Source organism: Magnetospirillum sp. ME-1, assembly GCF_002105535.1.
Classification (GTDB): Bacteria; Pseudomonadota; Alphaproteobacteria; order Rhodospirillales; family Magnetospirillaceae; genus Phaeospirillum.
In genome coordinates, this window is record NZ_CP015848.1 from 1753347 (window position 1) to 1778523 (window position 25177).

Annotated in this window: 19 protein-coding genes and 2 tRNA genes; 6 read left to right on the top strand and 15 right to left on the bottom strand. The window is 66.2% G+C overall.

The genetic code is table 11. The features are described 5' to 3' along the window. Positions 1-113: 113 nt before the first annotated feature. Positions 114-770: a protein-L-isoaspartate O-methyltransferase family protein gene (locus tag WV31_RS08250; protein ID WP_085373104.1), complete on the bottom strand. Its 657-nt coding sequence runs from the start codon at positions 768-770 to the stop codon at positions 114-116. Positions 771-974: 204 nt separating this feature from the next. On the opposite strand from WV31_RS08250, the gene WV31_RS08255 reads away from it, so the two are divergent. From WV31_RS08255 to WV31_RS08265, 3 genes are all read left to right on the top strand, one after another. Beyond that, positions 975-1048 (top strand) — tRNA-Cys (locus WV31_RS08255). Between the two features lie 75 nt (positions 1049-1123). Beyond that, positions 1124-1198, top strand: a tRNA-Asn gene (locus WV31_RS08260). 123 nt (positions 1199-1321) lie between these two features. Then, positions 1322-2245: an exostosin family protein gene (locus WV31_RS08265; protein WP_168185879.1), complete on the top strand. Its 924-nt coding sequence runs from the start codon at positions 1322-1324 to the stop codon at positions 2243-2245. Here WV31_RS08265 and scpB read toward each other — a convergent pair whose 3' ends face one another. Next, positions 2246-3025 carry a methylmalonyl-CoA decarboxylase gene (scpB, locus tag WV31_RS08270; RefSeq protein WP_085373106.1) on the bottom strand — a complete coding sequence of 260 codons (780 nt, stop codon included), beginning with the start codon at positions 3023-3025 and terminating at the stop codon, positions 2246-2248. A gap of 148 nt (positions 3026-3173) precedes the next feature. On the opposite strand from scpB, the gene WV31_RS08275 reads away from it, so the two are divergent. Together WV31_RS08275 and WV31_RS08280 are read left to right on the top strand one after the other, a co-directional pair. Continuing rightward, a complete protein-coding gene (locus WV31_RS08275; protein WP_009867370.1) occupies positions 3174-3470 on the top strand; it encodes a methyl-accepting chemotaxis protein in 297 nt (98 codons plus the stop codon). 4 nt (positions 3471-3474) lie between these two features. Beyond that, positions 3475-5148 carry a trypsin-like peptidase domain-containing protein gene (locus WV31_RS08280; protein ID WP_085373107.1) on the top strand — a complete coding sequence of 558 codons (1674 nt, stop codon included), beginning with the start codon at positions 3475-3477 and terminating at the stop codon, positions 5146-5148. A 116-nt stretch (positions 5149-5264) separates the two neighbouring features. Here WV31_RS08280 and WV31_RS08285 read toward each other — a convergent pair whose 3' ends face one another. From WV31_RS08285 to WV31_RS08315, 7 genes are all read right to left on the bottom strand, one after another. Next, entirely contained in the window at positions 5265-5693 is a 429-nt protein-coding gene (locus tag WV31_RS08285) for a bacteriohemerythrin (RefSeq protein WP_237051546.1), read from the bottom strand. Between the two features lie 69 nt (positions 5694-5762). Continuing rightward, complete coding sequence (locus WV31_RS08290) at positions 5763-6215, bottom strand: hypothetical protein (RefSeq protein ID WP_237051547.1); 453 nt, start codon at positions 6213-6215, stop codon at positions 5763-5765. Next, positions 6212-8428 (bottom strand): cyclic nucleotide-binding domain-containing protein, encoded by a 2217-nt coding sequence (locus WV31_RS08295; protein ID WP_085373109.1) that lies wholly within the window; start codon positions 8426-8428, stop codon positions 6212-6214. Before WV31_RS08295 ends, WV31_RS08290 begins: the two co-directional genes overlap by 4 nt. 62 nt (positions 8429-8490) lie before the next feature. Further along, entirely contained in the window at positions 8491-12147 is a 3657-nt protein-coding gene (locus tag WV31_RS08300) for a CHAT domain-containing tetratricopeptide repeat protein (RefSeq protein ID WP_085373110.1), read from the bottom strand. A gap of 52 nt (positions 12148-12199) precedes the next feature. After that, the gene (locus tag WV31_RS08305; protein ID WP_085373111.1) at positions 12200-14263 is read right to left on the bottom strand and encodes an adenylate/guanylate cyclase domain-containing protein; all 2064 of its coding nucleotides are present in this window, start codon (positions 14261-14263) and stop codon (positions 12200-12202) included. Positions 14264-14321: 58 nt separating this feature from the next. Next, the gene (locus tag WV31_RS08310; RefSeq protein WP_085375528.1) at positions 14322-15266 is read right to left on the bottom strand and encodes a DUF7354 domain-containing protein; all 945 of its coding nucleotides are present in this window, start codon (positions 15264-15266) and stop codon (positions 14322-14324) included. A 202-nt stretch (positions 15267-15468) separates the two neighbouring features. Then, positions 15469-16722 carry a D-alanyl-D-alanine carboxypeptidase family protein gene (locus WV31_RS08315; RefSeq protein WP_085373112.1) on the bottom strand — a complete coding sequence of 418 codons (1254 nt, stop codon included), beginning with the start codon at positions 16720-16722 and terminating at the stop codon, positions 15469-15471. Positions 16723-16895: 173 nt separating this feature from the next. On the opposite strand from WV31_RS08315, the gene WV31_RS08320 reads away from it, so the two are divergent. Next, positions 16896-18791 carry an ABC transporter ATP-binding protein/permease gene (locus tag WV31_RS08320; protein WP_237051548.1) on the top strand — a complete coding sequence of 632 codons (1896 nt, stop codon included), beginning with the start codon at positions 16896-16898 and terminating at the stop codon, positions 18789-18791. Between the two features lie 132 nt (positions 18792-18923). Here WV31_RS08320 and WV31_RS08325 read toward each other — a convergent pair whose 3' ends face one another. The 6 genes from WV31_RS08325 to WV31_RS08350 form a co-directional block, all read right to left on the bottom strand. After that, the gene (locus tag WV31_RS08325) at positions 18924-20279 is read right to left on the bottom strand and encodes a GH1 family beta-glucosidase (RefSeq protein ID WP_085373114.1); all 1356 of its coding nucleotides are present in this window, start codon (positions 20277-20279) and stop codon (positions 18924-18926) included. 61 nt (positions 20280-20340) lie between these two features. After that, complete coding sequence (locus tag WV31_RS08330; RefSeq protein WP_085373115.1) at positions 20341-20826, bottom strand: quinol oxidase; 486 nt, start codon at positions 20824-20826, stop codon at positions 20341-20343. Further along, positions 20819-22159 (bottom strand): cbb3-type cytochrome c oxidase subunit I, encoded by a 1341-nt coding sequence (locus WV31_RS08335; protein WP_168185880.1) that lies wholly within the window; start codon positions 22157-22159, stop codon positions 20819-20821. Before WV31_RS08335 ends, WV31_RS08330 begins: the two co-directional genes overlap by 8 nt. A gap of 81 nt (positions 22160-22240) precedes the next feature. Beyond that, complete coding sequence (locus WV31_RS08340; RefSeq protein WP_085373117.1) at positions 22241-22744, bottom strand: hypothetical protein; 504 nt, start codon at positions 22742-22744, stop codon at positions 22241-22243. Continuing rightward, positions 22741-24315, bottom strand: coding sequence for a hydrogenase iron-sulfur subunit (locus WV31_RS08345; RefSeq protein ID WP_085373118.1), 1575 nt, complete (start codon positions 24313-24315; stop codon positions 22741-22743). Before WV31_RS08345 ends, WV31_RS08340 begins: the two co-directional genes overlap by 4 nt. Positions 24316-24375: 60 nt before the next feature. Next, complete coding sequence (locus WV31_RS08350) at positions 24376-25176, bottom strand: SCO family protein (protein ID WP_085373119.1); 801 nt, start codon at positions 25174-25176, stop codon at positions 24376-24378. Position 25177: the final 1 nt, after the last annotated feature.

Below are 25177 nucleotides of genomic sequence, written 5' to 3' on the forward strand. Positions count from 1 at the left end.
GCCCGAGAACATTAGACCTTGGACGGGGAAGATCAAGGACAAATCCAGCCCCCTGCCCTTGCGTCCGGGTGAGCGGCCCTGCCGTCACCCGGAACCAAGGGCGGGGTGGAAACTCAGAACACGAAGCCGGCCTTGGGCGCCATGCCGGGCAGATAGGGGGTGGAGCCGTCGAACAGCGCGCGGCGGCCGAACGTATCGCCCACCCGCACCACCTGCACCACCTTGCCGGCGCCCCTGGTGCCGGAATCGACCACCGCCACCAGACGGCCGCCGTCGCTCAGCTGGCGGCACAGGGCGGCAGGAACGTCCGCCACCGCGCCCACATAGACGATGACGTCGTAGGGCGCCTGGGCGGAATAGCCGGCGGCCGGATCGCCGCTCACATAGGCCACGTTGTCGATGCCCTGATCGGACAGGGCCTGGGTGGCGCGGGCGGCCAGGTCGGCATCGCTTTCCAGCGCCATGACGGTGCTGGACAGTTTGGCGAGCACGGCACTGGCCCAGCCGGTGGCGTCGCCGATGGCCAGCACCACGTCGGTGGGCTGGACGGCAGCCGCCTGGAGCAGACGGGCCAGCACCAGCGGCTCGATCAGATAGCGTCCGCCGCCGATGGACACGTCCTCGTCAACATAGGCGAAGCCGCGCATGGATTTGGGCAGGAAGGCCTCGCGCGGGGTCGATGAAATGGCCCCCGATACCAGCAGATCGTGCACCTTGTTGGTGCGGATCTGGTTCTCGACCATATTGAATCTGGCGCCGGCGTAATCCATGGCCCTCGGGCTCCCATTTTGATCGTCGAAGTCTTTGACGGGCCCGCCCCCCTGTTTTGCACGGGCAGAGCCACGGGTGGAATTTATAGGCCCGAGCGTGCGCGAAAACAATGCTGCGAAAAGGCTGAAACAGCCGCTTGACCCGGTATCGAACAGCGCGTATAAGCAGCGTCCTCACGTCGGCACCCGCCGGCTGGGCCGGTTGGCCGGGTGGCAGAGTGGCTATGCAGCGGACTGCAAATCCGCGTACGTCGGTTCAATTCCGGCCTCGGCCTCCACCGTCCCCAGGTCCGGGTACGAACGTGAGACACAGAATTCCTCGGCTTGCCGCTACCGCTTGGGCAGGCCGTTGATCCGGAGTAGCTCAGCGGTAGAGCAGCCGGCTGTTAACCGGCTGGTCGGGGGTTCGAATCCCTCCTCCGGAGCCAATGAAGGGCCTGGAAAGCGCGGCAAGCCGCTGTTTTCCAGGCCCTTTGCATTCCAGCTTTTCCTTGATGCCCCTTGCGCTTGGGGGCATACCAATCCTGAAACGCTGGAAAACGGGACTCACCATGACACGCACAGGCAACCGGGTCTTAACCGTCCTCGCTCCGCGGCAGTTGTACGACTTCATCATGGAGACGGGCTTCATCCGCGACGTCCTGCTGAGCAAGGTCGATGCTCCGGTGCGGATGGTGCTGGGCGAGCAGGACCGGCAGATGCAGGCCATGGACGACGTTCTGGTCATCGACTTCGAGAACCGGCTGAGCGCGGTGGTCAACGCCTTCGCCGCGGCGCCGTTCCGCAATGTGGGCGTCCTGCACATGGCGGACGAGACGCTTTCCGCCGATTGCTCCTACTACCCCAAGGTCGATTACGTCCTGCGCAATTACTGGCGTCCCGAGGCGCTGGAAATTCCGGCCGGGAGCCGCTGCCAGGGCGCCATTTGGGTGCCCAACGGTTACCGCACCGGCGTCGGCCCCTGCCCCGCTGCGGGTCTGCTGCCCTTCGAATTGCGCACCACCCCCATGACCTTCATCGGCCGCACGCCGCCCGAGCTGGCCGAGCGCCACCGCATGATGGAGGTGATCCAGGCCAACGACCTGCCGGCGCGGCTGGAAACCACCCTGAAGTTCGGCGGCGAGTTCAGCGCCCACAGCTATCGGGCGGTGATGGAAGACACCCGCTTCGCCTTGGTGCCCGGTGGCAACTCGGTCGAAACTATCCGCCTCTACGACGCCCTGGAGACGGGGGCCATTCCGGTCTGCCTTGATGCCCCCTTCCTCAGGGACGAACGAACCGCCGGCGGCATTCCCGCCGTGATCCTGTCCTCGTGGGATGAACTGCCCCGGTGGTGGCAAAGCGTCGAGGCCGATCCCGCACGCTATGCCGATCTCCAGCGCCAAGTCATCGCCTGGTGGACCGCCTTCAAGGAGCGTCAGGCCGACCGGGTGGCGGAGCTGATCAACAATGCCTTCGCCCGGAGCGCGGGATAGTCACTCCCCGGTGAAGCTGGGCGGGCGCTTCTCGCGAAAGGCCCTGACCCCTTCCTGGTAATCGTGGCTGTCGTAGACCTGGCGGCGCAGGCCCTGAACCCGCTCGAACATGCGCGGCGTGATGGAATGGGCCGAGGCCAGCACCCGCATCTCCTCCTTCATCACCGCGATGGCCAAGGGCGCCAGCTTGGCGATGTCGCGGGCCATGTCGGTGCAAAAGCCGGTGATGGCGTCGGGCTCCACCAGATGGTTGACGATACCCAGCGCCTGGGCGCGGGCCGCGCCCACCGGCCGGGCGGTGAACGCCATCTCGCGCACCACGTGGATGCCGGTGACGTTCATGAAGGTCAGAAGGCCCGAGACGTTGTAGGGAATGCCCAGCTTGGCCGGGGTGAGCGCGAAGGTGGAATCGGGCGTCGCCACCACCATGTCGCAGGCCAGCGCCATCTCGCAGGCCCCGCCCCACACGCCGCCCTCGATCAGGGCGATGACCGGAGCCGGGAACTCCTCGATGGCGCGGATCACCACGCGCAGGGGATCGCTCCAGCCCAGGGGGTCGCGGTGGGCGCTGGGCAGCTCGGATACGTCATGGCCCGCCGACCACACCTTGCAGCCAGGCTCGGCCCGCAGGATCACCGTCCGCGCCTTGGCCCGCGACGCCTGGGCCAGCCCGTCGATGATGCCGTCGATCATCACCTCGGACAAGACGTTGCGCTTGGCCTGGTTGGTCATGGTGATGACGGCCAAATGGCCGTCCAGCTCGATCAGCGTACCCGTCATGATTGCCCTTCTTTCTCGCCCCAGCCGTCGGCACAATGGCACGAAAGAGCCTGCCTCCCAAGTCATGAACGATTTCGAGAAGCGGGCGATTGCCCCCCGGCCGGTCCGCCCGTACACTGCGTCAAACACTCTTGCGGGAAGCGACACCATGTCTGATCAGGAACGCATCATCGAATTGACCGCCACCCTCGCCGACGTGGTCTCCCGCAAGGTGGAGGAGATCAAGAAGGTGACCGGCACCACCCGCATCCTGGCGCTCAACGCCCTGATCGAAGCCGCCCGCGCCGGCGAGGCCGGCAAAGGCTTCGCCGTGGTGGCCGGCGAGGTGAAGAACGTGTCGGAAAGCATCGACGGCATCACCCAGTCGCTGGAAGCCGAGATGGGCGCCGCCGTCGACGAACTGGGCAAGCTTGCCGGCCGCCTGCGGGCCGACGCCGCCGAATAGTCCGATGTTCCCGCCCCCCAGGATCAGCCGCCCCCTCGCCTCGTTCGGCCTTGCCGTGCTGCTGGGCCTGGGGGCCGCCGGCCCGGCCGTGGCCGGCTATGACGAGGGGCTGGCCGCCTATCAGAAGCGGGACTGGCCCGCCGCCATACGGGAATTCAAGCCGCTGGCCGCCCAGGGCAACGCCGCCGCCCAGGCCCGGCTAGGCCACATGCTGTTCGAGGGCTTGGGCGGCCCACGGGACGACGTCGAGGCGCTGCGCCTGCTCAACGCCGCCGCCTCGGCCGGCGATTCCCTGGCCCAGCACTTCCTGGGCAACGCCTATTTCAACGGCCGCGCTGTCCCTAAGGACATTTCCCAGGCCCTGGTCTGGTTCGGCCGCGCCGCCGACAAGGGCCAGCCGGAATCCCTTCACGCCATGGGCGAGATTCATTTCAACGGCCTCGGCATCAACAAGGACGAGGGCAAGGGCGTCGACTATTTCAGGCGCGCCGCCGAAAAGGGCTGGGCCGCCTCGCACGAACGCCTCGCCACCCTCAGCTGGGATGGCCGCGCCATGCCCACGGACAAGGCCAAGGCCCTGGAACACGCCCGCATCGCCGCCGAGGCAGGCCGCCCCGTCGCCCAGTTCGTTCTGGGCCTGGGCTACCTGCTGGGCCAGGGGGGCGTGGAGAAGGATCTGGCCAAGGCCGCCCCATGGTTCCGCAAGGCCGCCGACCAGGGACACCCCCAATCCCAGCACAATCTCGGCGTCATGTACGCCAACGGCCAGGGCGTGCCGAAATCCCCGGTGGACGCCTATGTCTGGATGGCACTGGGCGCCCAGCGGGCACCGGCCAATCTGAAGGCCAATTACGAGAAGGAAAGCGAAGCGGCCGCCTCCCGCCTGTCTCCCGCCGAACTGGAGACCGCGCGCGGCCGGATCGCCCAATGGAAGCCGAGCAACGCCGCGGGAGTCCAGGTGGCCGGCGCCGCCCCTTCCGCCCCCGCTCCGGCGCCGCCCGCGGCCCAGCAACCGGCCACCGCCCCGCCGCGTCCCACCGGCGGAAAGATGACCACCGGATCGGGCTTCGTGGTGTCCACCGACGGCGTGGTGATGACCAACGCCCATGTGGTGGAGCAATGCCGCACCATCACCGTCAAGCCCCAGGACGGCCCCGCCGAGATCGCCTCGCTGAAGGCCAAGGACGGCGCCAACGACCTGGCCCTGCTGAAAACCTCGCTGCGGCTGCCGGAAATCGCCCGCTTCCGCCAGGACCGGCCGCTGCGCTCGGGCGACGAGGTGGTGGTCATCGGCTATCCCCTGTCCTCGCTGCTGTCGCGCGAACCCAACGTCACCGCCGGCGTGGTCAGCGCGCTCAACGGCATGCGCGGCGACCCGCGCCACTACCAGATCACCGCCCCCGTCCAGAAGGGCAATTCCGGCGGGCCGCTGATCGACATGGGCGGCAACATCGTCGGCGTGGTCACCTCCAAGCTGAACGCCATGAAGATCGCCGACAAGACCGGCGACCTGCCCCAGAACATCAATTTCGCCATCAAGGCCGATCTGGCCCGCAGCTATCTGGACAGCAACGGCGTCAACTACCAGACGGCGGCGTCCTCTGCGCAATTGTCGGTGGCCGACGTGGGCGAGCGCATCAAGCGCGTCACCGTCTTCATCGAGTGCCGGGTGGAGTAGGGTTCGACAAGGAGCCCCTCGCCAGCCTGGTGATTCCACACAGGATTCCGGCGCAACAGCATGGATGGCCGGGACGAGCCCGGCCATGACGATAAAGAAAGGGAAAGGCGGAGGCCCTAAGCCCGTTTGCGCACCCAGGGCAGGATGCGGCCGCGCATCTTGCGGTCGGTTTTCATGATGTGCTCCTGCAGCCAGATGGCCAGGAAGCTGCGCATGTTGTCGGTGGCGACCTTCAGGTCGCCCCAATCGCCGGCCCGGTGCTTGACCAGGAATTTGTCCAGCGTGGCGCGCAATTCGTCGTGCTGGCGCTTGTTCTCGGCGTAGCCTTCGTAATTGGCCTCCAGTTGCGCCGTCTCTTCCCGCTCGAAATGGTCGTGCACATAGGCCTGGAGGCGTTCGAGAATGCGGCCGATCTCTGCCGGATCCACCTGCCCGGAGGTGGTCTTGCAGGCCTCCTCGAATTGCCTGACCAGGGCGAACAGCTCCTGGTGGTCGTCATCGACCACGTCGATGCCGACCCGCATGTGCTCCTGCCAGGTTGCCACGCATACCTCCATCCCTTCCCGACCCACCGGAAAGGATGCGCCCATCGGTATTGGCTGGCAAGAAACGGATTATGGCGAGCTGAGATCGAAAGATGGCCCGCCGTTGCGCTGTGTGGCGCGCAGCCGCCGGGCCGCCTCGACGTCCAGCTCCATGTTGAAGTCCTTGCGGTAGCTGGTGGTGGCGCCCACCGCTTCGTCGACCACCAGGCCCAGGACGGCGGCGCCGCCGGTGAAGACGATGAAGGCGGTATTGCCCCACAGCCAGCCGCTGCCCCCCGCATTCAGGGTGTTGACGGTGCGCCTGAAGCCCGGGGCCTCGCAGGTGACGGTGATGGGGGCCGCCTTGTGCGGCAATTGCACCTGGGCCGGAGTGACGATGTCGGCGGAAAAGCCGTCGCCACTCAGATGGCAGCGGGCCCCGGCCGGCTGGGTGGCGATGTTGACCTCCGACGACGGGCCGTTGACCATGGAGGCGCATCCGGCCGCCAGCAAAGCGGCCGAAACCGCGCAGAAATGCTTCACGACGGGACTCCCGCGTCCTGCCGCTGGGAGGAGAAGATGCGCTGGCGGCGCTGGTACAATTCCAGCAGCTTCCACCGCGCCACCGGGATGTCGCGCACCATGGAGCCCGGCACCAGCAGCAATTCGCTGCGCATGGCCGCCACCAGACGCCCCTGCCCGGCCTGGGAGAACAGGACCTCGGATTCGTTCAAAGGCTCGCCGATGCCGCAATATTCGACCACGGCGCCGTCCATATGACGGTCGAGACGGCCGTCTCGGACCATGAAGACGAAGTCCTGGCCGGTCATGTCGATCTCCTCGCCGGTGGCGAGGTAATAGGGCTGGCAGGTCTCGGCGATGCGCACCTCGGTGAGGTTGGACAGGCTTTCGCCAAACAGCCAGGTGTGATTGAAGAAATTCCTGAGATCGGCAAGGCGCGAGATGCGCTCGCTCATCTCGTTGCGCTCGACGAAGCTGCGGTACAGCCCGGACGGGATCTTCAGCGCGCGCACGAAGCTGAGCGCCCGGTAGGTCTCGAACGACGGCTCGCCCGACAGGGCGTAGGACTCGCCGATCATGGCACCGGCCGAAAGCATGGCGGTCTGGTCGGAATCGGGCTCGATGGTCTCCACCAGTCCCGTCAGGATCAGGTGGACGTCGTCGCAATAGCTGCCTTCGCGCAGCAGGATGGTTTCCGGGTTGAAAGTCACCACCGGGTGGTTGAGCAGAATGCGGATCTGATGCTCGGGCACGCCCAGGAAGTACTCGGCCAGATAGCCGTGGGCGGCGCGCAGGCGGTATTCCTGGTAGGACGGGATCAGGGCGTCCACGGTGCCGAAGGGCGCGCCCGAGCCGATGCTCTTCTGCGCCTTGGTAAGCTGAAGGGCGGTGTGGGACAGGATGATCTTTTCCGACTTGTCCTCGCGGAAATCCTCGGCGCAGCCATGGATCAGGCCGCCGCCGATATCCAGCTTCTTGACGTCGGCGGGGACCAGATAATCCTCGCGCACCTGGACCATCAGCTCGCTGCTGATGCCGTGGCGGGTCTCGTCGTCGTCCACCATCTGCCCCAGCACGTCCAGCGACACGATGTCGGCCATGTGGGCGTAGGAGCGGAACCCGTCCTCCCACGGGGTGCGGAAATGAAAGACGGTGGTCTCCACCGGATGGGGCGAGAAGATGGGGCGCACCTCCAGCCCGTCGATATCGTTCCACACGCCCAGTTGCAGGTCGCAGATCTCGAAATATTCACCGAACGAGTCTTCGCCGATATTGGTCAGCGCCGCCAGCTTCTTGGCCACCGAGGAGCGCACCGCCGGCAGAGCGTAGTACTTGATGCGGTGGTCGGCGCGGAACAGGGTGGTCAGGCCGCAGAAATGGTCGTCGTGGCAATGGGTGTGGAAGATGCCCTCCACCTCCTGCACGCCGATGCCCAGCGCCTGCAGCGCCGAATGGATGTTGGGGCCGGCGTCGATCAGGTAGATCTTGCCCTGGAACATCAGGATGGAGGACATGGCGGCCCGTTCCGGGTCCCAGCCGTCGCCTTCGCCCGAATGGACCACCGAGAAGTACTCGCGCTCCAGGTCGTGGTAGCCCAGGTGGTAGGGCGTCTCGTAGGTGCGGCCCGCCCCCAGGTTGAGGTCGACCATGACCGTTTCGTCTGCGTATGCAAACTCGAAGACGTTGACCTCCAGACGCCGCACCGTCACCCCACCGGGCAGGATGGCCGCGCCGTCGCCGATGATGCAGGTGTCGAGCAGATCCTGGGGCGGGCGAATCGCCCCGAAGGCGAAGCGCAGCTTCATGCGCATCCATTCGGCGGCCATGTCGGGCGGCACCTGGGCGGCGATCAACTCCTCTTCCGACAGCAGGCCGTAATTGCCGCGCATGACGTATTCCATCTGCGCCTCGACCTGCTGGGCCAGGCCCATCAGCAAAGGCTTGCGCCCCGAGCAATTGGGATGGCCGGGAATGATCATTCCCTGGCGGTAGAGCATCTGCAGGATGGGAAATTCCGACAGATTGGAGAACGCGCCGTTCTGCAGCGGCACGTCGGACAGCAGGATGGCGTTGGGGCCGGTCTCGAACGTCACCCCGGCCCGTTCGGTGGGAACGATCAGGCCGCGCTTGATCAGATGCTTGACGCTGTCGGCGGGACAGCCGCACAGGACGCGCAGATCCGCTTCCGGGACCTCGACCCAGCTTATACCCGACGATACAGCAACGACCCGCATGCGGCTTCCCCCCACAGGACCGCGTTCCGGTTTTGGCTGTGAATGACGCCCGACTTTCGCCATCAACCACCAACCATGAAGAATGCCGACCAGATGTACGGCATGCTCCACTGGCTGTTGCGCAACATTTCCAGCTGAGCCTCCCGCAAGGCATCATGAGGAGTCTTGCCCGCCAGAAGCCTTTTGTAAAGAGCCGCCATCAAGGTCTGGGTTCCGGCGTCGCTGACTTCCCACAGGGAAGACACCACCGACTGGGCCCCCGCCTCCTGGAACGAGCGCCTCAAGCCATAGACGCCCTCGCCCTCGTGGACCTCGCCCAGGCCGGTTTCGCAGGCCGACAGGATGGCCAGCTTGGTGCCGGTGAGATCGAGGCCCAGCACCTCCAGCGCGGTGAGCACGCCATCGTTGTCGGTATCGATGTCGCCCAGCACCTGGGCGTTGGAGTTGATGCCGGCAAAGGCCAGGCCGGCGCGCAGCAGCGGATTGTCGCCGGGCGGCGGGAACTGGAAGTCCGAGGAGCGCTGCAGTTTCAACAGGCGCTTCCTCAGCGTATCGTCGGCCTTGAGGAAGAAGCCGTGGGTGGCGATATGCAGCACCTCGGGCGGCTCGTTCATCTCGCGCAGCACTTTTTCCTGGGCGGCGGCCTTGGAGTAGATGTTGGTGGGCTTGCCCTGGCTCTCCACCGTCTTGACGATCAGCTGGCCTTCCTTCTCGGCGCCGGGCAGCGGGTCGAACTTCAGGCCGCGCATGCCGCTCATGCCGCGCACCGCCGACTGGACGTCGTTGCCGGCCGAGCGCGACCGCGCCTTTTCCAGGGTCGCCTTGCCGGTCACTTCCTCGGTGTTGTAGTCGGGGCCGGCATTGATCAGATAGCCGCCCTTGGCCGCCGGAATGGACGACGGCAGCAGGTCGCGGCTGGAATTCAGGACATGCAGGTCGACCCGCTCGATCAGGTACTTACGGTTGGGCTCCACCAGGGCGCTGATGGGCAGGATGTTCAGCATGCCGTCGGGAATGACGTAGACCTTCTTGCGCCCGCCCAGCGCACGGTCCAGCGGCTGCCACACCTGCTTGTGGACCTGCTGGCCGATATCGAGGAGATCGTCCATGTCGATCTCTTCGTTCTGGATCTCGGTGCGGTACTTGACGATGGCCTCGTCGATGGTCTTGAGCGAATCGTACTTCACCAGACCATAGACGGGATTGTCGCCATCCTTGCGTAGCGTGGCGGCCACCAGCTTCTGGCTGCCGTCCTCGCCGTAGATGAAGAAGTCGACCACCACGGATTCGGCCGGCAGCGCCTTGACCAGATCGTCCAGCGCGATGGCCGCCACCGAATGCTGGAAGCGGGTGGAGGCGCGTCCCAGCGCGCCCTGAAGGTCGTTGATCTTCTCTTCCAGGCCGTTGATGACTTCGACGTGGTTGTCCTTGGTTTCCTCGGTGGGCCCCGACAGGGTCAGCGCGGCGAGGCGCTTTCTCACCTCGGCCAGTTCCTCGGTCAGCTTGGTCAGCTCGGGATCGCGCGATAGCCGCGTCACCTGCTGGATCTCCGACGCCACCTTGAGCAGCATGCCCTTGCGGTTGAGGCTGATTTCCATCAGCGCCTTGCCGGCGGTGGGCTCGTCCAGCTTGGTCAGCAGCGCCACGTAAGCCGCCAGTTCGGGGGCGTGCAGGCGGACATAGCCTTCGCGGGCGTTGTCGCCGGTGACGTAGAGCACCCGGTTGAGGAATTCGGTGCGGCGCTTGAAGGTGGTCTGGCGGGTGGCGAAGGCCGACTTGAGATCGCCCATGTCCTCCTGCACCGAGGCCAGGGTGTTCAGGGTCTCGAAGGTGTAGGGATGGCTCGGCCCCAGCGACGCCTCGTCGCCGGCCAGGGTCTTGGTCAGAAGGGCGCCGGCCTCCTTCAGCTTCTTCTGGGTGCGGTACAGCGCCGCCAGGTCGTGCATGGACCGCAGCGTGTCCAGATGCTTCTCGCCCAGTACCGAGCGCCGTCCGGCCAGCGCGGTGTCGAAGGCCTTCTCCGCCTCAATCAGCTTGCCCTGGCGATGCAGGGCGCGAGCCAGGTTGTTCAGCGCCTTCAAGGTGTTCTGGTGCCTGGGCCCATAGGCCTTGACCCAGGCCTCGTGCACCGTCTTGAACATGGGCGCCGCCCGGTCGTACTCGCCCTTCAGCATGTAGAGATAGGCGAGATTGTTGGTGGCGGCGATGGTGTCGGGATGCTTGGGCCCGATGGTCTTGCCGAACACGGTGATGACGCTCTGGTACAGCGGTTCGGCCTTGTCGAACACGCCCTGGCTTTCATAGAGCAGGGCCAGATTGTTCATGGTGGTGAGCGTCGCCGGATGGGTCTCGCCGAAGGCCTTGCGCCCGCCGTCCAGCGCGCCCCTTAAGAAAGGCTCGGCCCGCTCGTAGATGCCCTCCTTCTCGAGAATCTCGCCCACGTTGTTGGCGGCGATCACCGTCGAGCGGTGCTCGTTGCCCAGCACCTTGCGGTAGCGTTCCCACGCGTCGGTGAAGGTCTTTTCCGCCTCCAGCAGGCGGCCCTGCTTGCGGTAGATGGAGGCCAGCGAGGACAGCGCCGCCACGGTGTTGGGATGGGCGGCGCCCAGCGCCTGGGTCTGGGCGTCCAGAACCTCCTTGGCCATCTTCTCGGCGGCGTCGTACTCGCCGCGGTCGTCGAGAACGTCGGCCAGATCGCCCTTGGCCGACAGCAGGTTCGGCTGGTCGCCCGCCGCCTGGGCGTCGCGTACCACGGATTCCAGCATCGCCTGCGATTCCGGCAGGCGGCCCTGGCGGTGATAGAGCCCGCCGGCCTCGATGCGGGTGGTCAGGCTGAGCGGGTCGGCGGGCGCCACCGCCAGCTTCTGGATGGAAACCGCCTGATCCAGCAGGGTGGCGGCCGCAACGTAGTCGCCCTGGGCGCGCTTGAAGGCGCCCTGTTGCGCCAGGCAGCGCGAGAACTCGCCGTGGGCCTCGCCATAGACCTTGCGGCTGGCCGAACAGGCGGACTCCAGCAGCTTGTCGGCATCCTTGGCCTTGGACGCGTTGACCTGGGCGCGGGCCAGGGCCAGCTGCAGGCTGATGGTCTGGGGATGGGCGGCGCCCAGCCCGGTGGCGGACGCCTTGGCCGCCCACTCATAGATCTTCGCCGCCTCGCCGAACTTGGCCTGGGAGGAATAGAGCCCGGCCAGGGCCTGTTGCACCTTGACCGTTTCGGGGTGGGCGTCGCCCAGCGACGCCTGGGACAGCTTCACCGCCAATTGGTAATTGGCCTCGGATTCCTCGATCTTGCCGGCCAGCTGCTGCAGGGCGGCCAGGTCGGTGGCGCTGATGATGGTGGCCAGATGGCCCTCGCCCAGATTGTCCTTGGCGATGGACAGCGCCTGGGCCGCCTCCTCGATGGCCTTGGGCAGATCGCCGCCGCCCGCCGAGGCGATGGCCTGCTGGTGGGTGCGGTTCCACAGCATGGCGGCGCGCTGTTTCGCCTGGGGCACGCCGGACGCCGCCTGCTGCTTCTCGGCCACCCAGGCGGGCAGCGTCGAACGGGCCTTGGTGATCTCGGCCCCCAGGCGCTGGACGTCGGCCGACTTGCCGGCGGCCATGGCGTCGCGCGCCTGGCCGATCAGGTCGTCGGCGGATTGGGCCAGGGCCGGAGAGGCGGCGATCAGCACCGCCAAAGCGGCGCCACTCAGCAACGTCAAGGCACGCGAAGCCATCATTGAACCCTCTCTCTTGTGCCGCCGGCCATTCCCCAATGCCCGATAGTGACGGCTAGCTCTTTTCCTTGTGGGTGTAGACGCCGTCCCAATCCGACCCCGGCGGTTCCTCCATGAAATGCTCGATGCGGGCGAGATAGGTCTTGTAGATCACCCGTTCGGGGTCGGCATTGTGCAATTCCTGGAAGGCCATCCGGGCGGCATCCCACTTCTGCTCGCGGAACATGGTCAGTGCCGCCAGGTGCCTGGACAGGGCCGCCACCGTCTCGGCATCCACCTCGCCCTCGAAGCCCAGGGGCTCGTACAGACGGACCGGGGTGTCCTTGCCCTTCACCCGCACCAGATCGATCTCGCGGCTGATCAGGCCGGGAACCGCCGCCTGGGTGTATTCGGTGACCATCATGTTGACGCCGTACTGCTTGGTCAGGCTTTCGACGCGCGACCCCAGGTTGACGGCATCGCCCAGCACCGTATAGGCCATGCGGAAGTCGGATCCCATGTTGCCCACATTCATGATGCCGGTGTTGAGCCCGATGCCCACCTTGATGGGCTTCCAGCCGCGCGCGATGAAGTCGTCCTTCAGCTCGTCCATCTTCCTGACCATGCCCAGCGCCGCCTGGACGGCGTGGCGGGCGTGGTCGGCATCGTGGAGCGGGGCGCCCCAGAAGGCCATGATGGCGTCGCCCATGTATTTGTCGATGGTGCCGCGGTGATCGTGGATCACGTGGGTCATGGGGCTGAGGAAGGCGTTCATCAGCACGGTCAATTCCTGCGGCGCCAGGCCTTCGGAAATGGTGGTGAAGCCGCGCACGTCCGAGAACAGCACGGTCATCTCGCGCGATTCGCCGCCCACCGTCACCTGCTGGCCGGTCTTGTTCATCTCGGCCACCAGTTCCGGCGGGATGTACTGGCCGAAGGTCTTGGCGATCTGCTGCTTCTGATTGCGCTCGATCATGTACTGGCGGAACTCCACCAGCAGATAGGACAGGATCAGCGCGAGCACGGCATAGGACATGGACACCACCACGCCCAGATTCACGTACAGCGCGCTGCCCGCCAGGATGAAGCCCAGCCCCAAGGCCACCACGAACATGCCGCGCAGCAGCGGCCGGGTGAGATAGAGCGACAGCAGGATCATGGCCAGCATCAAGGCCAGGGGCGGCACGGCATCCATCACCGGGCTGGCGGCGCGCAAGGGTGCCCCCTTGAGGATCGAACTGATGGAATCGGCGATGATCTCCACCCCGTAGACCATGCCCACGGGGGTATCGAACCAGTCGTGCGACACCTCGGAGGTGTCGCCCAGCACGACGATCTTGTCCTTCACCCAGAATTCCAGCTCGGCCAGCTCGCGCTCATCCAGCTGCGAGATGTCGAGGAATTCAAGAGCGGAGAGGCCCGCCGACTGGCTGAGGAAGCGCGTGCCGGTGGGCAGCGGCGGAAAATCGATATAGAGCTTGTTCTGATGATCCAGCGGTACCTTGAGATCGCCCAGGATCAGGGTATTGCCGTCCAGCTTTGGCTCGACGCCCAGGAACATGGCGGCCGCCTTGACCGCAAAGGGCCAGCCTCCCTTCTCGCCGGTCATCTCGGGGAAGACCTTGAGGCGCGACAAGGTGGTGACGATCTTGGAATTGGACTGGATGTTCGTGTAGGCGCTGGCCGAAGCGGCGTCCAGCGCGGTGGTGGGATAGTTGATCTTGACGAACTTGCCGTCCCGGAACTCGCCCTGGGCCACCAGCAGGGTATTGCCCGCGTCGGCCAGCGCCTTGGCCAGGGCCGGGTCCTCGTTGTACGAGGAGGGGAAGTCCATCAGCATGTCGACGGCGATGACCTTGGCGCCCAGCGCCTTCAGGTTGGTCACCATGGCGCCGATGTCGGTGCGCCTGAGCGGAAAGCTCTTATAGGCCTTGAAGAACGCCTCGTCGGTGTTGACCACCACCACTTCGGGCGAAACGGCCAGCTTCTTGGCATCGCCATAGGCCAGCCGCAGCTGGTGCCGGAAGGACAGCGTCTGGTCCTCCAACAGGGCGAACCACTCGAAGTGCTGCGCGGGGATAGCGACCAGGAAGAGGATGAGGGTGAAGAGAATGTCGTATCGCTTGGTCATTCCGCTCATGGCGCTCCCCGGAATCAAGAAGGGCGCCCTCCTCGCGGAAGAGGGCGCCCCGTAAAGGTCAGTTGGCGTTGAGCTTGTCGTTGTAGACCAACGCTTCCTTCTGCTTCAGCTCGACCAGCTTCAGCTCGTTGTAGGCGCGGATGAGCAACGGACGCATCTCGTTGTCGTCCTTGTTCTCGTCGAAGTACTTGCGATACAGGTCCATGGCCGCCACGGTGGCGCCCTTCTCGTCCAGCAGATTGGCCACCGAGAAGTCGTCCTTGGGGTTGATGGCGCGGATCTTGGCGATGTTGTCGGCCAGCGCCTTGTCCTCGGCCGCCGACAGCCACATGATGGCGCCTTCCTTGTCGGCCTCGGCCACCTTCTGGCCGTTCTCCATCACCGCCACGGTGAAGCTGTGCTTGCCGGGCGACAGCTCCGGCACCTTGAAGCGGACCAGGTCGCCATCGGCGCCGGGCACCTGATGGGCGGTGCCGTCGATGGTCAGCACGAAGGAGTGCTGCTTGCCGAAGCCCTGCCAGGCCAGTTCGGGATAGGTGGCGGACAGGGTGACCTGCTGCACCACCCGCAGCTTGATGGCGGCGTCCTTGGCGACGCCGCGGCGCACGGTGGTATACCGCTGGGCCTCGGCGAAGCGGTTGCCCAGGCCGGCCACCAGGTCGCCGGACGCGGCTTCGGGGGCGGACAGCTTGCCGCTGACCACCTTCAGCGCATTGCCGGCCACTTCGATCTGGCTGCCCGAGGCGATGGTCTGGGCCATGTTGGTGGCCTGGTCGACCAGCTTGCCGGACCCATCGGCGCCGGTACGGATCATGTCGCCGGCAAACAGGTACTTGTTCCGGTTGACGGGCTTCCAGGCGGTGCCGTCCCGGCTGTGCTCGACGGTGCCGCTGACCTGCATCAGCAGCGAAACCGGCGGATCGGCGGCCAAGGCCCCGCCAGGGACCTGCGAAACCAGCAGCCCAACCGCGAAAATCAAGGCAGCGAACAGTTTGCTCTTCATCTTGGCCTCCTTAGCCGATTCTTCGGAGTCTAGCATAGAAGCGGCCCCTCCATAATCAGGCGGGAACACTACTCCGTCAAACTTCGTTACGAATTTATGCTCCGGCTCAAACCGACCAGCCTCTTCCCGAAACCGACCGCCCTTTCCCCAGGGGTCGATGACTTTTCCGAAATGCTTATACCGGGAGTATACGTGTTTTACCTCAGCGCGCCGAGATCATTTTGAAGCGCCGCTCGTCCTCCACCGCTCCGGCCAGCATGGTCGGCGTCATCACCAGGCAGCGCCCCTCGCCGGCCCGGGCCCGCTCGGCCAGGCAGGTATCGACGGCCCGGCGCTCGGCCAGCCCGACGATCAGCCCGCGATAGCGCAGCATCCCGTCGCGGGGCCGGATCAACACCATGGTGGAGCCGCCGCCCAGGCGTCCGCGCAGTTCGCGGTGGACCGTGCCGAGATCGCGCCGGACCTTGCCCAGGTCACGGCCGAAGGCGACCTCCAGCCCCCAGCCGGCCGGTGCGGCGCGCGTGCGGGCCAGGGCGCTTTCAGGGCCGCTGCTCTTTCCGCTGCGGGCGATACCGCAGGAGTCCAGGGACCGGTCCGGCGGTACCCCTCCGCCATTGGCAAGGCCGGACAGAGGGCGTCCGGCGGCGGGCTGGGCGGTAAGCGCCTGATCCATCAGCCGGCGGATAGCGCCCAGACGCTCCGCCGACGACCCCGCCCCCATCACCACCGCCAGGGCGCGCCGCCCGCCCCGGTGGGCGATGGCCACCAGATTGTAGCCGGCCGAACAGGTGAAGCCGGTCTTCATGCCCTCGGCCCCGGCATAGGCCCCGAGGAAGCCGTTGACGGTAGGCAGCACCCGCCCCTTCCAGGTGGTGTCGCGGCTGGAAAACAGCGGGCGCAGATCGGGAAAGTCCCGCTCGATGGCCATGGCCAGCAGCGCCATGTCGCGCGGCGAACTCACATGCCCGGCGGCGGTCATGCCGGTGGCGTTGCGAAATGACGACGACGTCATGCCCAGCCGGGCCGCCTCCTCGGTCATGCGGGCGGCGAAGGCCGCTTCGCTGCCGGCCACGTGCTCGGCCACCGCCACCGCGGCGTCGTTGGCCGAGCGCACGATCATCGCCTTCAAGGCCGCGCCCAGGGTGATGCGCTCGCCCTTGACCAGGTCCAGGGTGGCCCCGCCCTGGGACGCCGCCCGGTCGGAAACGGTGATCACGTCGCCCACCGAGACCTTGCCGGCCTTGAGGGCGGCGAAGGTCACATAGGCGGTCATCATCTTGGTCAGCGAGGCCGGATGATGGGTGGCGCCGCCCCGGCTTTCGGCGATCACCGCGCCGCTGCCCAGATCAACCGCCAGAAAGGCCGAGGGTTCCGCCCACGCCGGAGCGGCGGGCAGCAGGAGGCACAGCGCCAGAAGCGCTCCGAACCGCCAGTTTCCGCCGATCCCGTTTCCCATCCCCCCAACATCGCGCCCTCCCGCCCAACTTGCAAGTGTGCGGGAATTAACCGCTGCGAAACGTTGAAATGTCAGTATGAATGCGGTGTGGGCTTCACTCGGCCCGCATTTCCGGGTTAAGTGATGTCCGGGGGAGCAACAGGCTCCGCCGCGCAAGCGGGATGGCAAGCGACGTGAACAACAGGGCCGCAGCAGGCGACGGCCAGGATTTCGATCGGCAGTCGCCCGGTTTCATCAGGCAGTTCATCCGCCTGGCCGGTCCCTATTGGCAATCGGGCGAGAAGTGGAAGGTCCGCGGCCTGGTCGCCCTGCTGCTGGGGCTGACCGTGGGCCAGGTGGTCATTCCCATCATGATCAATCTGTGGAGCGCCGAGCTGTTCGACGCGCTCGAACAGAAATCCATGGAGAAGTTCTTCGGCCAGATCGTCGAGATCTGCCTGATCCTGCTGGCCTCCATGACGGTGACCGCCACCCATCTCAAGGTCAAGCGCGCCATCCAGCTGGGCTGGCGCCGCTGGCTGACCCGGCGGCTGCAGGATAATTGGATGGCCATGGGCCACCATTACCAGCTGATGCATATGCCGGGCGACCACGACAATCCGGACGGACGCATCGCCGAGGACATCCGCCTGACCACCGAGACGGCCATCGACCTCATCCACTCGCTGTTCTATTGCGCCCTGCTGCTGGCCAGCTTCGTGCAGATCCTTTGGTCCTTGTCCGGCGATCTGGTCCTGTCGCTCGGCGATTTCGAGCTGCCCATCCCCGGCCATATGGTCTGGGTGGCGCTGATCTACGCCTCGGCCGCCTCGTCGCTGGCCCTGTGGGTGGGGCGCCCACTGATCGGCGCCACCGACCGCCGCCAGACGGCGGAGGCCAATTTCCGCTTCGGACTGGTCCGCGCCCGCGAGAATTCCGAGGCCATCGCCCTGCTGCATGGCGAAGTGGGCGAACGGCGCCGCTTCTCCGAGCTGTTCCGCGGCATCGAAGGCGCCTGGAACCGCCAGACCGCCGGCCTCACCCGTTTGTTCCTGTTCACCTCGGGCTACGCGGTGTTCTCCACCGCCTTCCCCATCCTGATCGCGGCGCCACGCTACATCGCCGGCATCATCTCGCTGGGCCACCTGATGCAGACCGCCCAGGCCTTCCAGCAATTGTCCCAGGCCCTGTCCTGGCCGGTGGACAACCTGCAGAAGGTGGCCGAGTGGCGGGCCTCGGTGGAACGCGTGCTGTCGCTCCACGACGCCCTGCAGGCGCTGAGAGACGATTCGTCGCGGCCCGACGCCCATACGGTCATCGTCCAGAAGGCCGCCATTCCCACGCTGTGCTTCCACGACCTCACCATCGCCAACGCCGATGGCGGCGTGGTGATCGAAGGCTTCAGCGCCGAGATCGTCGGCGGCGAGCACGTGCTGATCGGCGGCGATCCCGGCGCGGCGGTCAAGCTGTTCAAGGTGGTGGCCGGCCTGTGGCCGTGGGGACGCGGCACCGTCGATCTGCCCTGCGACGCGCATATCTTCTTCATGCCGCAACGGCCCTACATGCCCATCGGCACCCTGCGCGGCGTGCTGACCTACCCCTCGGCCATGGAATGCTTCCCCGAGGACCAGCTGGAGGGCGCCCTGGAGCGGGTGGGCCTCGGCCATCTGATGCCCCGCATCGACGACACCGCCATCTGGGAACAAAGCCTCACCGCCGGCGAGCAGCAGCGCCTGGGCTTCGCCCGCCTCCTGCTGCACCGGCCCAAATGGGTGTTCCTGCAGGAAGCCACCGACGCCCTGGACCCCGATGGCGAACGCAAGCTGATGCAGTTGCTGATCGATGAGTTCCCCACCGCCACCATCCTCACCGTGGGCTTCCATGCCGAGCTGGAGCAGTACCACCAGCGCAAGCTGACGCTCACCCCCTCGCCCGACGGCACCATCCTGGTGCGCGAAAGCCGCAAGGACTGGAACCAGCCCAAGCGCGGCATGAACTGGGGCGGACGCCTGTTCGGCAACCTGCTGCGCCGCGGCGAGCGCCGCGCCCTGGCCGATGGCCTGACCAAGCGCGGCGACAAGCGGCGGTAGTACCATTGCGGGGCTCCCGCCCCGTTCCCCGGTTGGAGGCAATGCCTCCAAACCTCCCTTTGATTCATGAAAAGAAAGGGGTCCGGGGCTTATGCCCCGGATGGGCTTGGGCGATAGCCCAATAGCTCCCCCTCACCCCTTGCGCCAGCCCTTGATCATGTCCCGGTACCACTTGCCGGAATTCTTGATGGTGCGCTTCTGGGTGTCGAAATCCACGTGGTAGAGGCCGAAGCGCGGGCCGTAGCCCGAGCCCCACTCGAAATTGTCGAGAAGCGCCCAGACGAAATAGCCGCGCACGTCGGCGCCCTCGGCCACGGCGTCCAGCATGGCCTGCTGGTATTCGCGGAAATAGGCCAGGCGATGGGTATCCTTGACCTCGCCGTTCTCGTCGGGCGTGTCGCTGCCCGCGCCGCCGCCGCAGCCGTTCTCGGTGACGTAGACCGGCAGCTTGTACCGCCTCGTCAGGGTCAGCAGTTCGTCCTTGAACACCTCGGGGAAGATGGGCCAGCCCACTTCCGGGTGGTTGGCCGATTCCGGCGGCGCGCCCCAGCCGTAGCCCCAGGTGGTGGCGGGGTCGGCCTTGGCGTAGATGGGGCCGTAATGGTTGAGGCCCATCCAGTCGGTGGGGCGGCAGATGCGGGCCAGATCGCCGGCCTGGACATAGGGCTCCACGTCGCGGGCCATGATCTCGGGGTAATGGCCCAGATGCTGCGGGTCGCAGAACACCCCGTTCCAATGGGCGTCCAGCAGGTCGGCCGCCGCCTGGTTCTCGGCCAGCCCGCCCTCGGGCCGCACGATCTGGCGGTTATGGATGGCGCCGATGGACACGCCCGGAACATGGTCGCGCAGCACGTCGACGCCCATGCCGTGAGCCAGATTGACGTGGTGGATGGCCTTCATGTGGGCGGCCCGGTCGGTCACCCCCGGCGCCGCCCAGTCGATGGCGTAGCCGAACATGGTGAAGACCGAGAACTCGTTGAAGGTGGCGAAGTTCTTGACCCTATCGCCGTAGCGCCTGGCCGCCAGCACGGCGTAATCGGCGAACCATCCGGCGCAGTCGCGGTTGGTCCAGCCACCCAGATCGTCCAGCGCCTGGGGCAGGTCCCAGTGGTAGAGGCAGACCCAGGGGGTGATGCCAGCTTCCAGCACCCCGTCGATCAGGCGGTCGTAGAAGTCGAGGCCCTTCTGGTTGACCTGTCCCTTGCCCTTGGGCAGCAGGCGCGGCCAGGCCAGGGAGAAGCGATAGGCGTCGACGCCCAGATCCCTGATCAGCCCCACATCCTCGGGCCAGCGGTGGTAATGGTCGCAGGCCACGTCGGCATTGGCGCCGGTCCACACGCCGCCGGCCAAGCGACAGCGGGTGTCCCAGATGCTGGGGCCGCGCCCGTCCTCCTTGGTGGCGCCTTCCACCTGGAAGGCCGAGGTGGAGACGCCCCAGACGAAATCGGGCCGCAGGCCGACCTGCTTCTTCTTCTTCCCGGCGCCCATGATGCCCTCCCGGATGGCTGATTTCGGAAAATCTTCCCACCCTGTCGAGGTGCCGTCAAGGTTACCGGCCGGCCACCACCTCGATGCTGCCGATCATCTTGGTATGGCTGAGGCCGCAATACTCGGCGCATTGCAGGCGTACCCGCCCCGAGGCCGGCGCGGTCAGACTGACCACTCGGGCCTGGCCGGGGGTCAGCAGCACCTCGGCCTCGCCGATGGCCGCCGAGTGAACGGTATCCTCGGCCAGCAGATGCAGGCGGTAGGTCCTGCCCGCCTCCAGTTCCAGGGCCGGGCTGAACTCCCAGCGCTTGGCCAGCATGGGAATGTCGGAGCCGGCGGGCGGGCGCACCACCGGAATGCCGTCCACGCTCTGGCCGGTACCATGGGCGGCCAGCAGGGCCAGATGGCGGCCGTGGAACTCGGCCAGATCGGCCGTGTAGCTTTGGGACGGCAGCACGTCCAGGCCGCCGGTACGCCCCATCAGCCAGCCGAGCGCCAGGATCACCGTGGCGGCCAGCAGGGCAAGCGGTGCGAAGCCCTTAAGCATTGCCGCCCTCCTCGCCCCGCTTGAGCAGACGCGAAAGCGCCATCCACACGAAGATGACGCCGCCCAGCACCGCCAGACCGGTGCCCATGCCCACCACGCCCATGGAAACCTTCTTCCACAGGGTGTTGAGGCCCTGGTCCACGCCGGTGGTCTTGCGCGGCACACCGGCGGCTCCGGCCAGGAAGAATCCCAGCGCATGGACCAACTGGCCCCAGCCGTAGAGATGGAATTGCAGGCGCACACCCCGCCCCGCCCCGATATTGCGCCCCAGCGCGGGCAGCAGATGAAGCAGCACCACCCCCATCAGCCCCAACTGCACGCCCCCGATCACCGCGTGGTAGTGGGATGGCGTGCGGGTGTCGGCCACGCCGAGGAAGAAGCCGGCGAAACCGCCGATGGCGAAGACGAACAGCGACAGCGCCAGCGACAGGAAGGCGGGCGAGCGCCAGTCGCGCGGCCCCTGGACGATTCTCCAGGCCAGCCCCATGCCCATCACCAGGGGCGGCAGCGGCAACCCCACCCACAGCAGGCGGGTGAAGACCTGCCGGTGCTCGAGGCCCAGCACGTCGCCGCCCACGGCGTAGATCAGCGGCGAAATCACCGCGAACAGGGCAAGCGCCGCGAAGCAGGCGCGGCCCAGCCCGGCGGGAACCGGCCCGGCGCCGAAATGCTTTTCCGACAGGGCCTGCCAGGCGATCATCAGGATCATGGTGTTGACCAGTTGCAGCACATGGCCGCCGCCCCAGAACACCCGCTCGTTGAACAGGTCGGCATCGGTCCCGGCCGGAATCAGCGCCCAGGCGATCAGGAAGCAGGCCAGGCTGGCCAGATAGGCCAGGCCGGCGCAAGCGATGCCGAACGGCACGACCATGTGGCTTTTGAGTACCGGCAACAGCCGAAGGCAGGCCAGCGCCACGCCGGCGGCATGAACGCCCAGGCCGATATAGAACAGCCTGTGCCCCACCACGGGGACATAATTGTTGAGCGAGGGCTCGCCCTGGTCGGCCAGGGCGGGAATCAGCAGCAGCAGGACACCCAGACTGCCAAGGATCAGCGCCACGCGGCCCAGGGCGTCGCCCTTGGGACACGGCGGCGCGGCCATGGCCGACAACGCCCCCAGCGCGGCCAGGAACCACACCTCGAAGGACAGCACCACATGGGTGACCAGGGCGCGGTAGAAGAAATGCGGCCCCCAGGGGAGCCAGTCCTGCACCTTGGGCGTGCGGGAAAGCCCCAGCGCCAGGGCCAGAAGCCCGGCGATGGCCAGCGAACCGATGGCCAGCAACGCCCAGCCGCGCAATTCGGCCCGGCGCGCCGCCGAAAGGTCACTCATTCTCCAGGAATGATCCATTCCGCCCCTATTTTTCCGTCTCAAGCCGCGTCACCCCGGCCGAAGCCGGGGTGACGGTTCTTGTCACTTGAACTCGAACTTGCCGTTCTCTTCGTCGAAATCGACCACGAAAACCTGCCGGGGCGCAAGGTCCACGGTGACCTCGGCCACCTGATCGAAGACGTTGGGATCATTGCCGTCACGCATGCGCGCCGTGATGACATGCCGTCCGGTCGAGATTTCGCGCGAATCGTAGAAGCGCGAACGACCGTCGCCCGACAGGCCGGCGGGCTTCGCCGTCTGCGAGAACACCTTGACGCCGTCGATGTCCATTTCCAGCGTCACGGGGTTGCGCTCGCGGCCGCAGGAGGTCTTGGCCCGCATGTTGGGCGGCAGCTTGGCCAGCTCGTCGGCCGAACGCTCCTTGCACTCGCCCATCTTCTGCCCGGCATGGGTCAGCGACAGCTTCAGCAGCGCCTTGGCCGGATCGTGATGGCGATAGACCGGATTGGAGGCGAAGTAGGCGATCATGACGGCGAAGGCGGCGTAGGCCACGGCCTGACCTGCGATGTAACGGGGCTTGATCATTCCGCCACCCTCCTTCTGGTGGATTCGGGACGTTCAATGGGCGAAAGCTCCTCCAGCGCCACCCGGAAGGCCGCCAGTTCGGCCATCAGGGCCTTGGTCTCGGTGCTGGCGGCCCAGAACAGGCGCACCCGCTCACGCGGCACGGCGCCGCGCAGCTTGGGCACGCGCTCGCCGTTCATGCGCAGCTCGGTCCATTCCGGACCCAGGCGATAGAAGCACTCGCCGGGACGGCAGGCGGTGACCAGCACGCCGTCGGCCAGGTCCTTGTTGAACACGTAATCGACCAGCGACGGCGGCATCATGCCGGTGCAATGCAGCGGCAGCACGCCAACCGACGGTCCCTTCAGATGGTCCAGCACCGCCCCGTGCTCGCAGCCGATGATCAGCACGCGGTTCTTGCCCACCAGCCCGTGGGTGCGGGCCGACACCCGCTTCACCATCAGGTCGAAGGTGAAATCGGGAATGTCGATGGCGGTGGTGCGGGTCTCGCCCGTGTGGGGCAGGAACGGATTGGTCTTGTTGCACGACGCCATGCACATGCCGCAGCTGGTGCACAAATCGGGCTGCATCACCGCCAGCTTGGCGCTGGAATGCAGGCCGTCGGTGCGCGGACGCAGCACCACGGCGCCGAACGGGCAATCGGAGGCGCAATTGCCGCAGCCGTTGCACAGCTCCGAGGTGACCACGGCGGCCGCCCGGCGCTTGCGGCGGAACGCCATCCACGGCATCAGCGACAGGAACGCCGAGGCGCCGATGGACACCGCCCAGGTGATCAGCGGCCCCTTGGCGTCGAACAGGGGGTACAGCGCCATGAAGTACCAGTCGGGATTGAGATCGCCGATGGCCTTGCCCAGATCGGCTGGCGGATGGCTCTGGGCGGGATGAATCAGCGACAGCGCCACCAGCATGATGGTCGAACCGATGACCAGCGGCTTGGGCGGATTGGTGTTGGCGCGGTTGATGCGCAGGATATGCACCCACATGGCCATCAGCAGGAACAGCGGCACGGCGATGTGGATGAAGATCAGCAAGGTGAAGAAACGGTCGGTGAGCGCGCCGGGATTGAGGAAGTTGCGCGCGATGCTCTGACCGAAGATGCCCAGGAAATCCATCCACTCGGCGGTGCCGATGGCCAGGTACTGGGCCAGTTCGTCCCACACCAGCCAATAGCCGGTGATGCCGGAGCTGAACACCATCCAGATCAGCGGCACGCCGGTGAACCAGGCGAACCAGCGGGCGCCGTGATAGCGGTCCAGGCACCATTCGCGGACCAGGTGCAGCATCATGGTGAGCACCATGGCATCCGAGCCGTAGCGGTGCAGCGAGCGGATCAGGCCGCCCCAGTACCATTGCTCGCGCGAGATGTACTCGATGGAGTTCCAGGCGCGCACCGCGCTGGTGTCGTAGGGCACGAACAGGTACAGGCCCGACGCGCCGACGATCCAGAAAAAGAACCACGACATGGCGCCCAGGCAGTACATGGGGTTGGACTCGCGCCCCACCAGCATGTCCCAGCCGCTTTCAAGGCGGAAGAGGCCCGCTCTGACGGCGGATTTGATTGGATTAGACAAGGCGAAATTTCCTTTTCGTTTCCATTTTCTTGCCCCCTCGACGGGTGCGGGCGGGGATCATCATGATGTCCTGCGGCTGTCACGCCACATGCGGATGGTCATCCAGATGATGGTCAGCACGGCGAGAAGCCCCGATCCGATGCTGAAAAAAATACCGAAATCAAAGCGATAGGCGTCCGAATGCGGATCGTAGACGGTGCAGAAGAACCGAACCCGGTCGCTGATGGATTGCAGCGAGGTCAGCGCGGCCGTGCGGCCCAGCACCAGATCCTTCAGCGGCTCCACCAGCAGAGGCAGCTCGAAATTCTCGCCATAGACCTGGCGATAGATGGTTCCGTCCTTGTCCAGGACGGTGGTCTGGGCGATGTGGTCGAACCCGCGCGAGGTGACGTACCAGGTAAAGCCCAGCTCGGCCGACAGGGCCTCCATGGTGGCGTGGTTGCCGGCCAGGAAGGTCCAGTTCTTGAGGTCGATCCCCTGCTGGCGCGCGTACATCTTCAGATTGGCCGGAGTGTCGCGCACCGTGTCGAAGCCGATGGACAGCACCTGGAACGAGTCGTCGCCCAGCGCCTTGCGGGCGCCGGAGACCGCCTTGGCCACGTTCTGGGTGGTGACCGGGCAGGTATGATCGCAGGCGGTGTAGATCATGCTGATCACCACCGGCTTGCCGCGGAACTGGGTGATATCCACCGGGCGGCCGTCCTGGTCGGTCAATTGGTGGGACCCCACCACATTGCCCTCGGCGGCGCGCGAACGCTTCAGCGCCTCTTCCGCCGTGGCGGAAACGGTTGGCGCCGCTAGGGCCTGGAAGCTGGCCGAAACCAAAGCCCCCACGAGCATCAGGACTTTTGCATGTATCATG

What these genes read in the sequence shown, in the direction of transcription:
- WV31_RS08275 (WP_009867370.1), top strand. Translation starts at nt 3,174, where the DNA reads ATGTCTGATCAGGAACGCATCATCGAATTGACCGCCACCCTCGCCGAC.
- WV31_RS08280 (WP_085373107.1), top strand. Translation starts at nt 3,475, where the DNA reads ATGTTCCCGCCCCCCAGGATCAGCCGCCCCCTCGCCTCGTTCGGCCTT.
- WV31_RS08315 (WP_085373112.1), bottom strand. Translation starts at nt 16,722, where the DNA reads ATGGGAAACGGGATCGGCGGAAACTGGCGGTTCGGAGCGCTTCTGGCG.
- WV31_RS08325 (WP_085373114.1), bottom strand. Translation starts at nt 20,279, where the DNA reads ATGGGCGCCGGGAAGAAGAAGAAGCAGGTCGGCCTGCGGCCCGATTTC.
- WV31_RS08310 (WP_085375528.1), bottom strand. Translation starts at nt 15,266, where the DNA reads ATGAAGAGCAAACTGTTCGCTGCCTTGATTTTCGCGGTTGGGCTGCTG.
- WV31_RS08335 (WP_168185880.1), bottom strand. Translation starts at nt 22,159, where the DNA reads ATGAGTGACCTTTCGGCGGCGCGCCGGGCCGAATTGCGCGGCTGGGCG.
- WV31_RS08250 (WP_085373104.1), bottom strand. Translation starts at nt 770, where the DNA reads ATGGATTACGCCGGCGCCAGATTCAATATGGTCGAGAACCAGATCCGC.
- WV31_RS08300 (WP_085373110.1), bottom strand. Translation starts at nt 12,147, where the DNA reads ATGATGGCTTCGCGTGCCTTGACGTTGCTGAGTGGCGCCGCTTTGGCG.
- WV31_RS08340 (WP_085373117.1), bottom strand. Translation starts at nt 22,744, where the DNA reads ATGATCAAGCCCCGTTACATCGCAGGTCAGGCCGTGGCCTACGCCGCC.
- WV31_RS08295 (WP_085373109.1), bottom strand. Translation starts at nt 8,428, where the DNA reads ATGCGGGTCGTTGCTGTATCGTCGGGTATAAGCTGGGTCGAGGTCCCG.
- WV31_RS08330 (WP_085373115.1), bottom strand. Translation starts at nt 20,826, where the DNA reads ATGCTTAAGGGCTTCGCACCGCTTGCCCTGCTGGCCGCCACGGTGATC.
- WV31_RS08305 (WP_085373111.1), bottom strand. Translation starts at nt 14,263, where the DNA reads ATGAGCGGAATGACCAAGCGATACGACATTCTCTTCACCCTCATCCTC.
- scpB (WP_085373106.1), bottom strand. Translation starts at nt 3,025, where the DNA reads ATGACGGGTACGCTGATCGAGCTGGACGGCCATTTGGCCGTCATCACC.
- WV31_RS08265 (WP_168185879.1), top strand. Translation starts at nt 1,322, where the DNA reads ATGACACGCACAGGCAACCGGGTCTTAACCGTCCTCGCTCCGCGGCAG.
- WV31_RS08350 (WP_085373119.1), bottom strand. Translation starts at nt 25,176, where the DNA reads ATGATACATGCAAAAGTCCTGATGCTCGTGGGGGCTTTGGTTTCGGCC.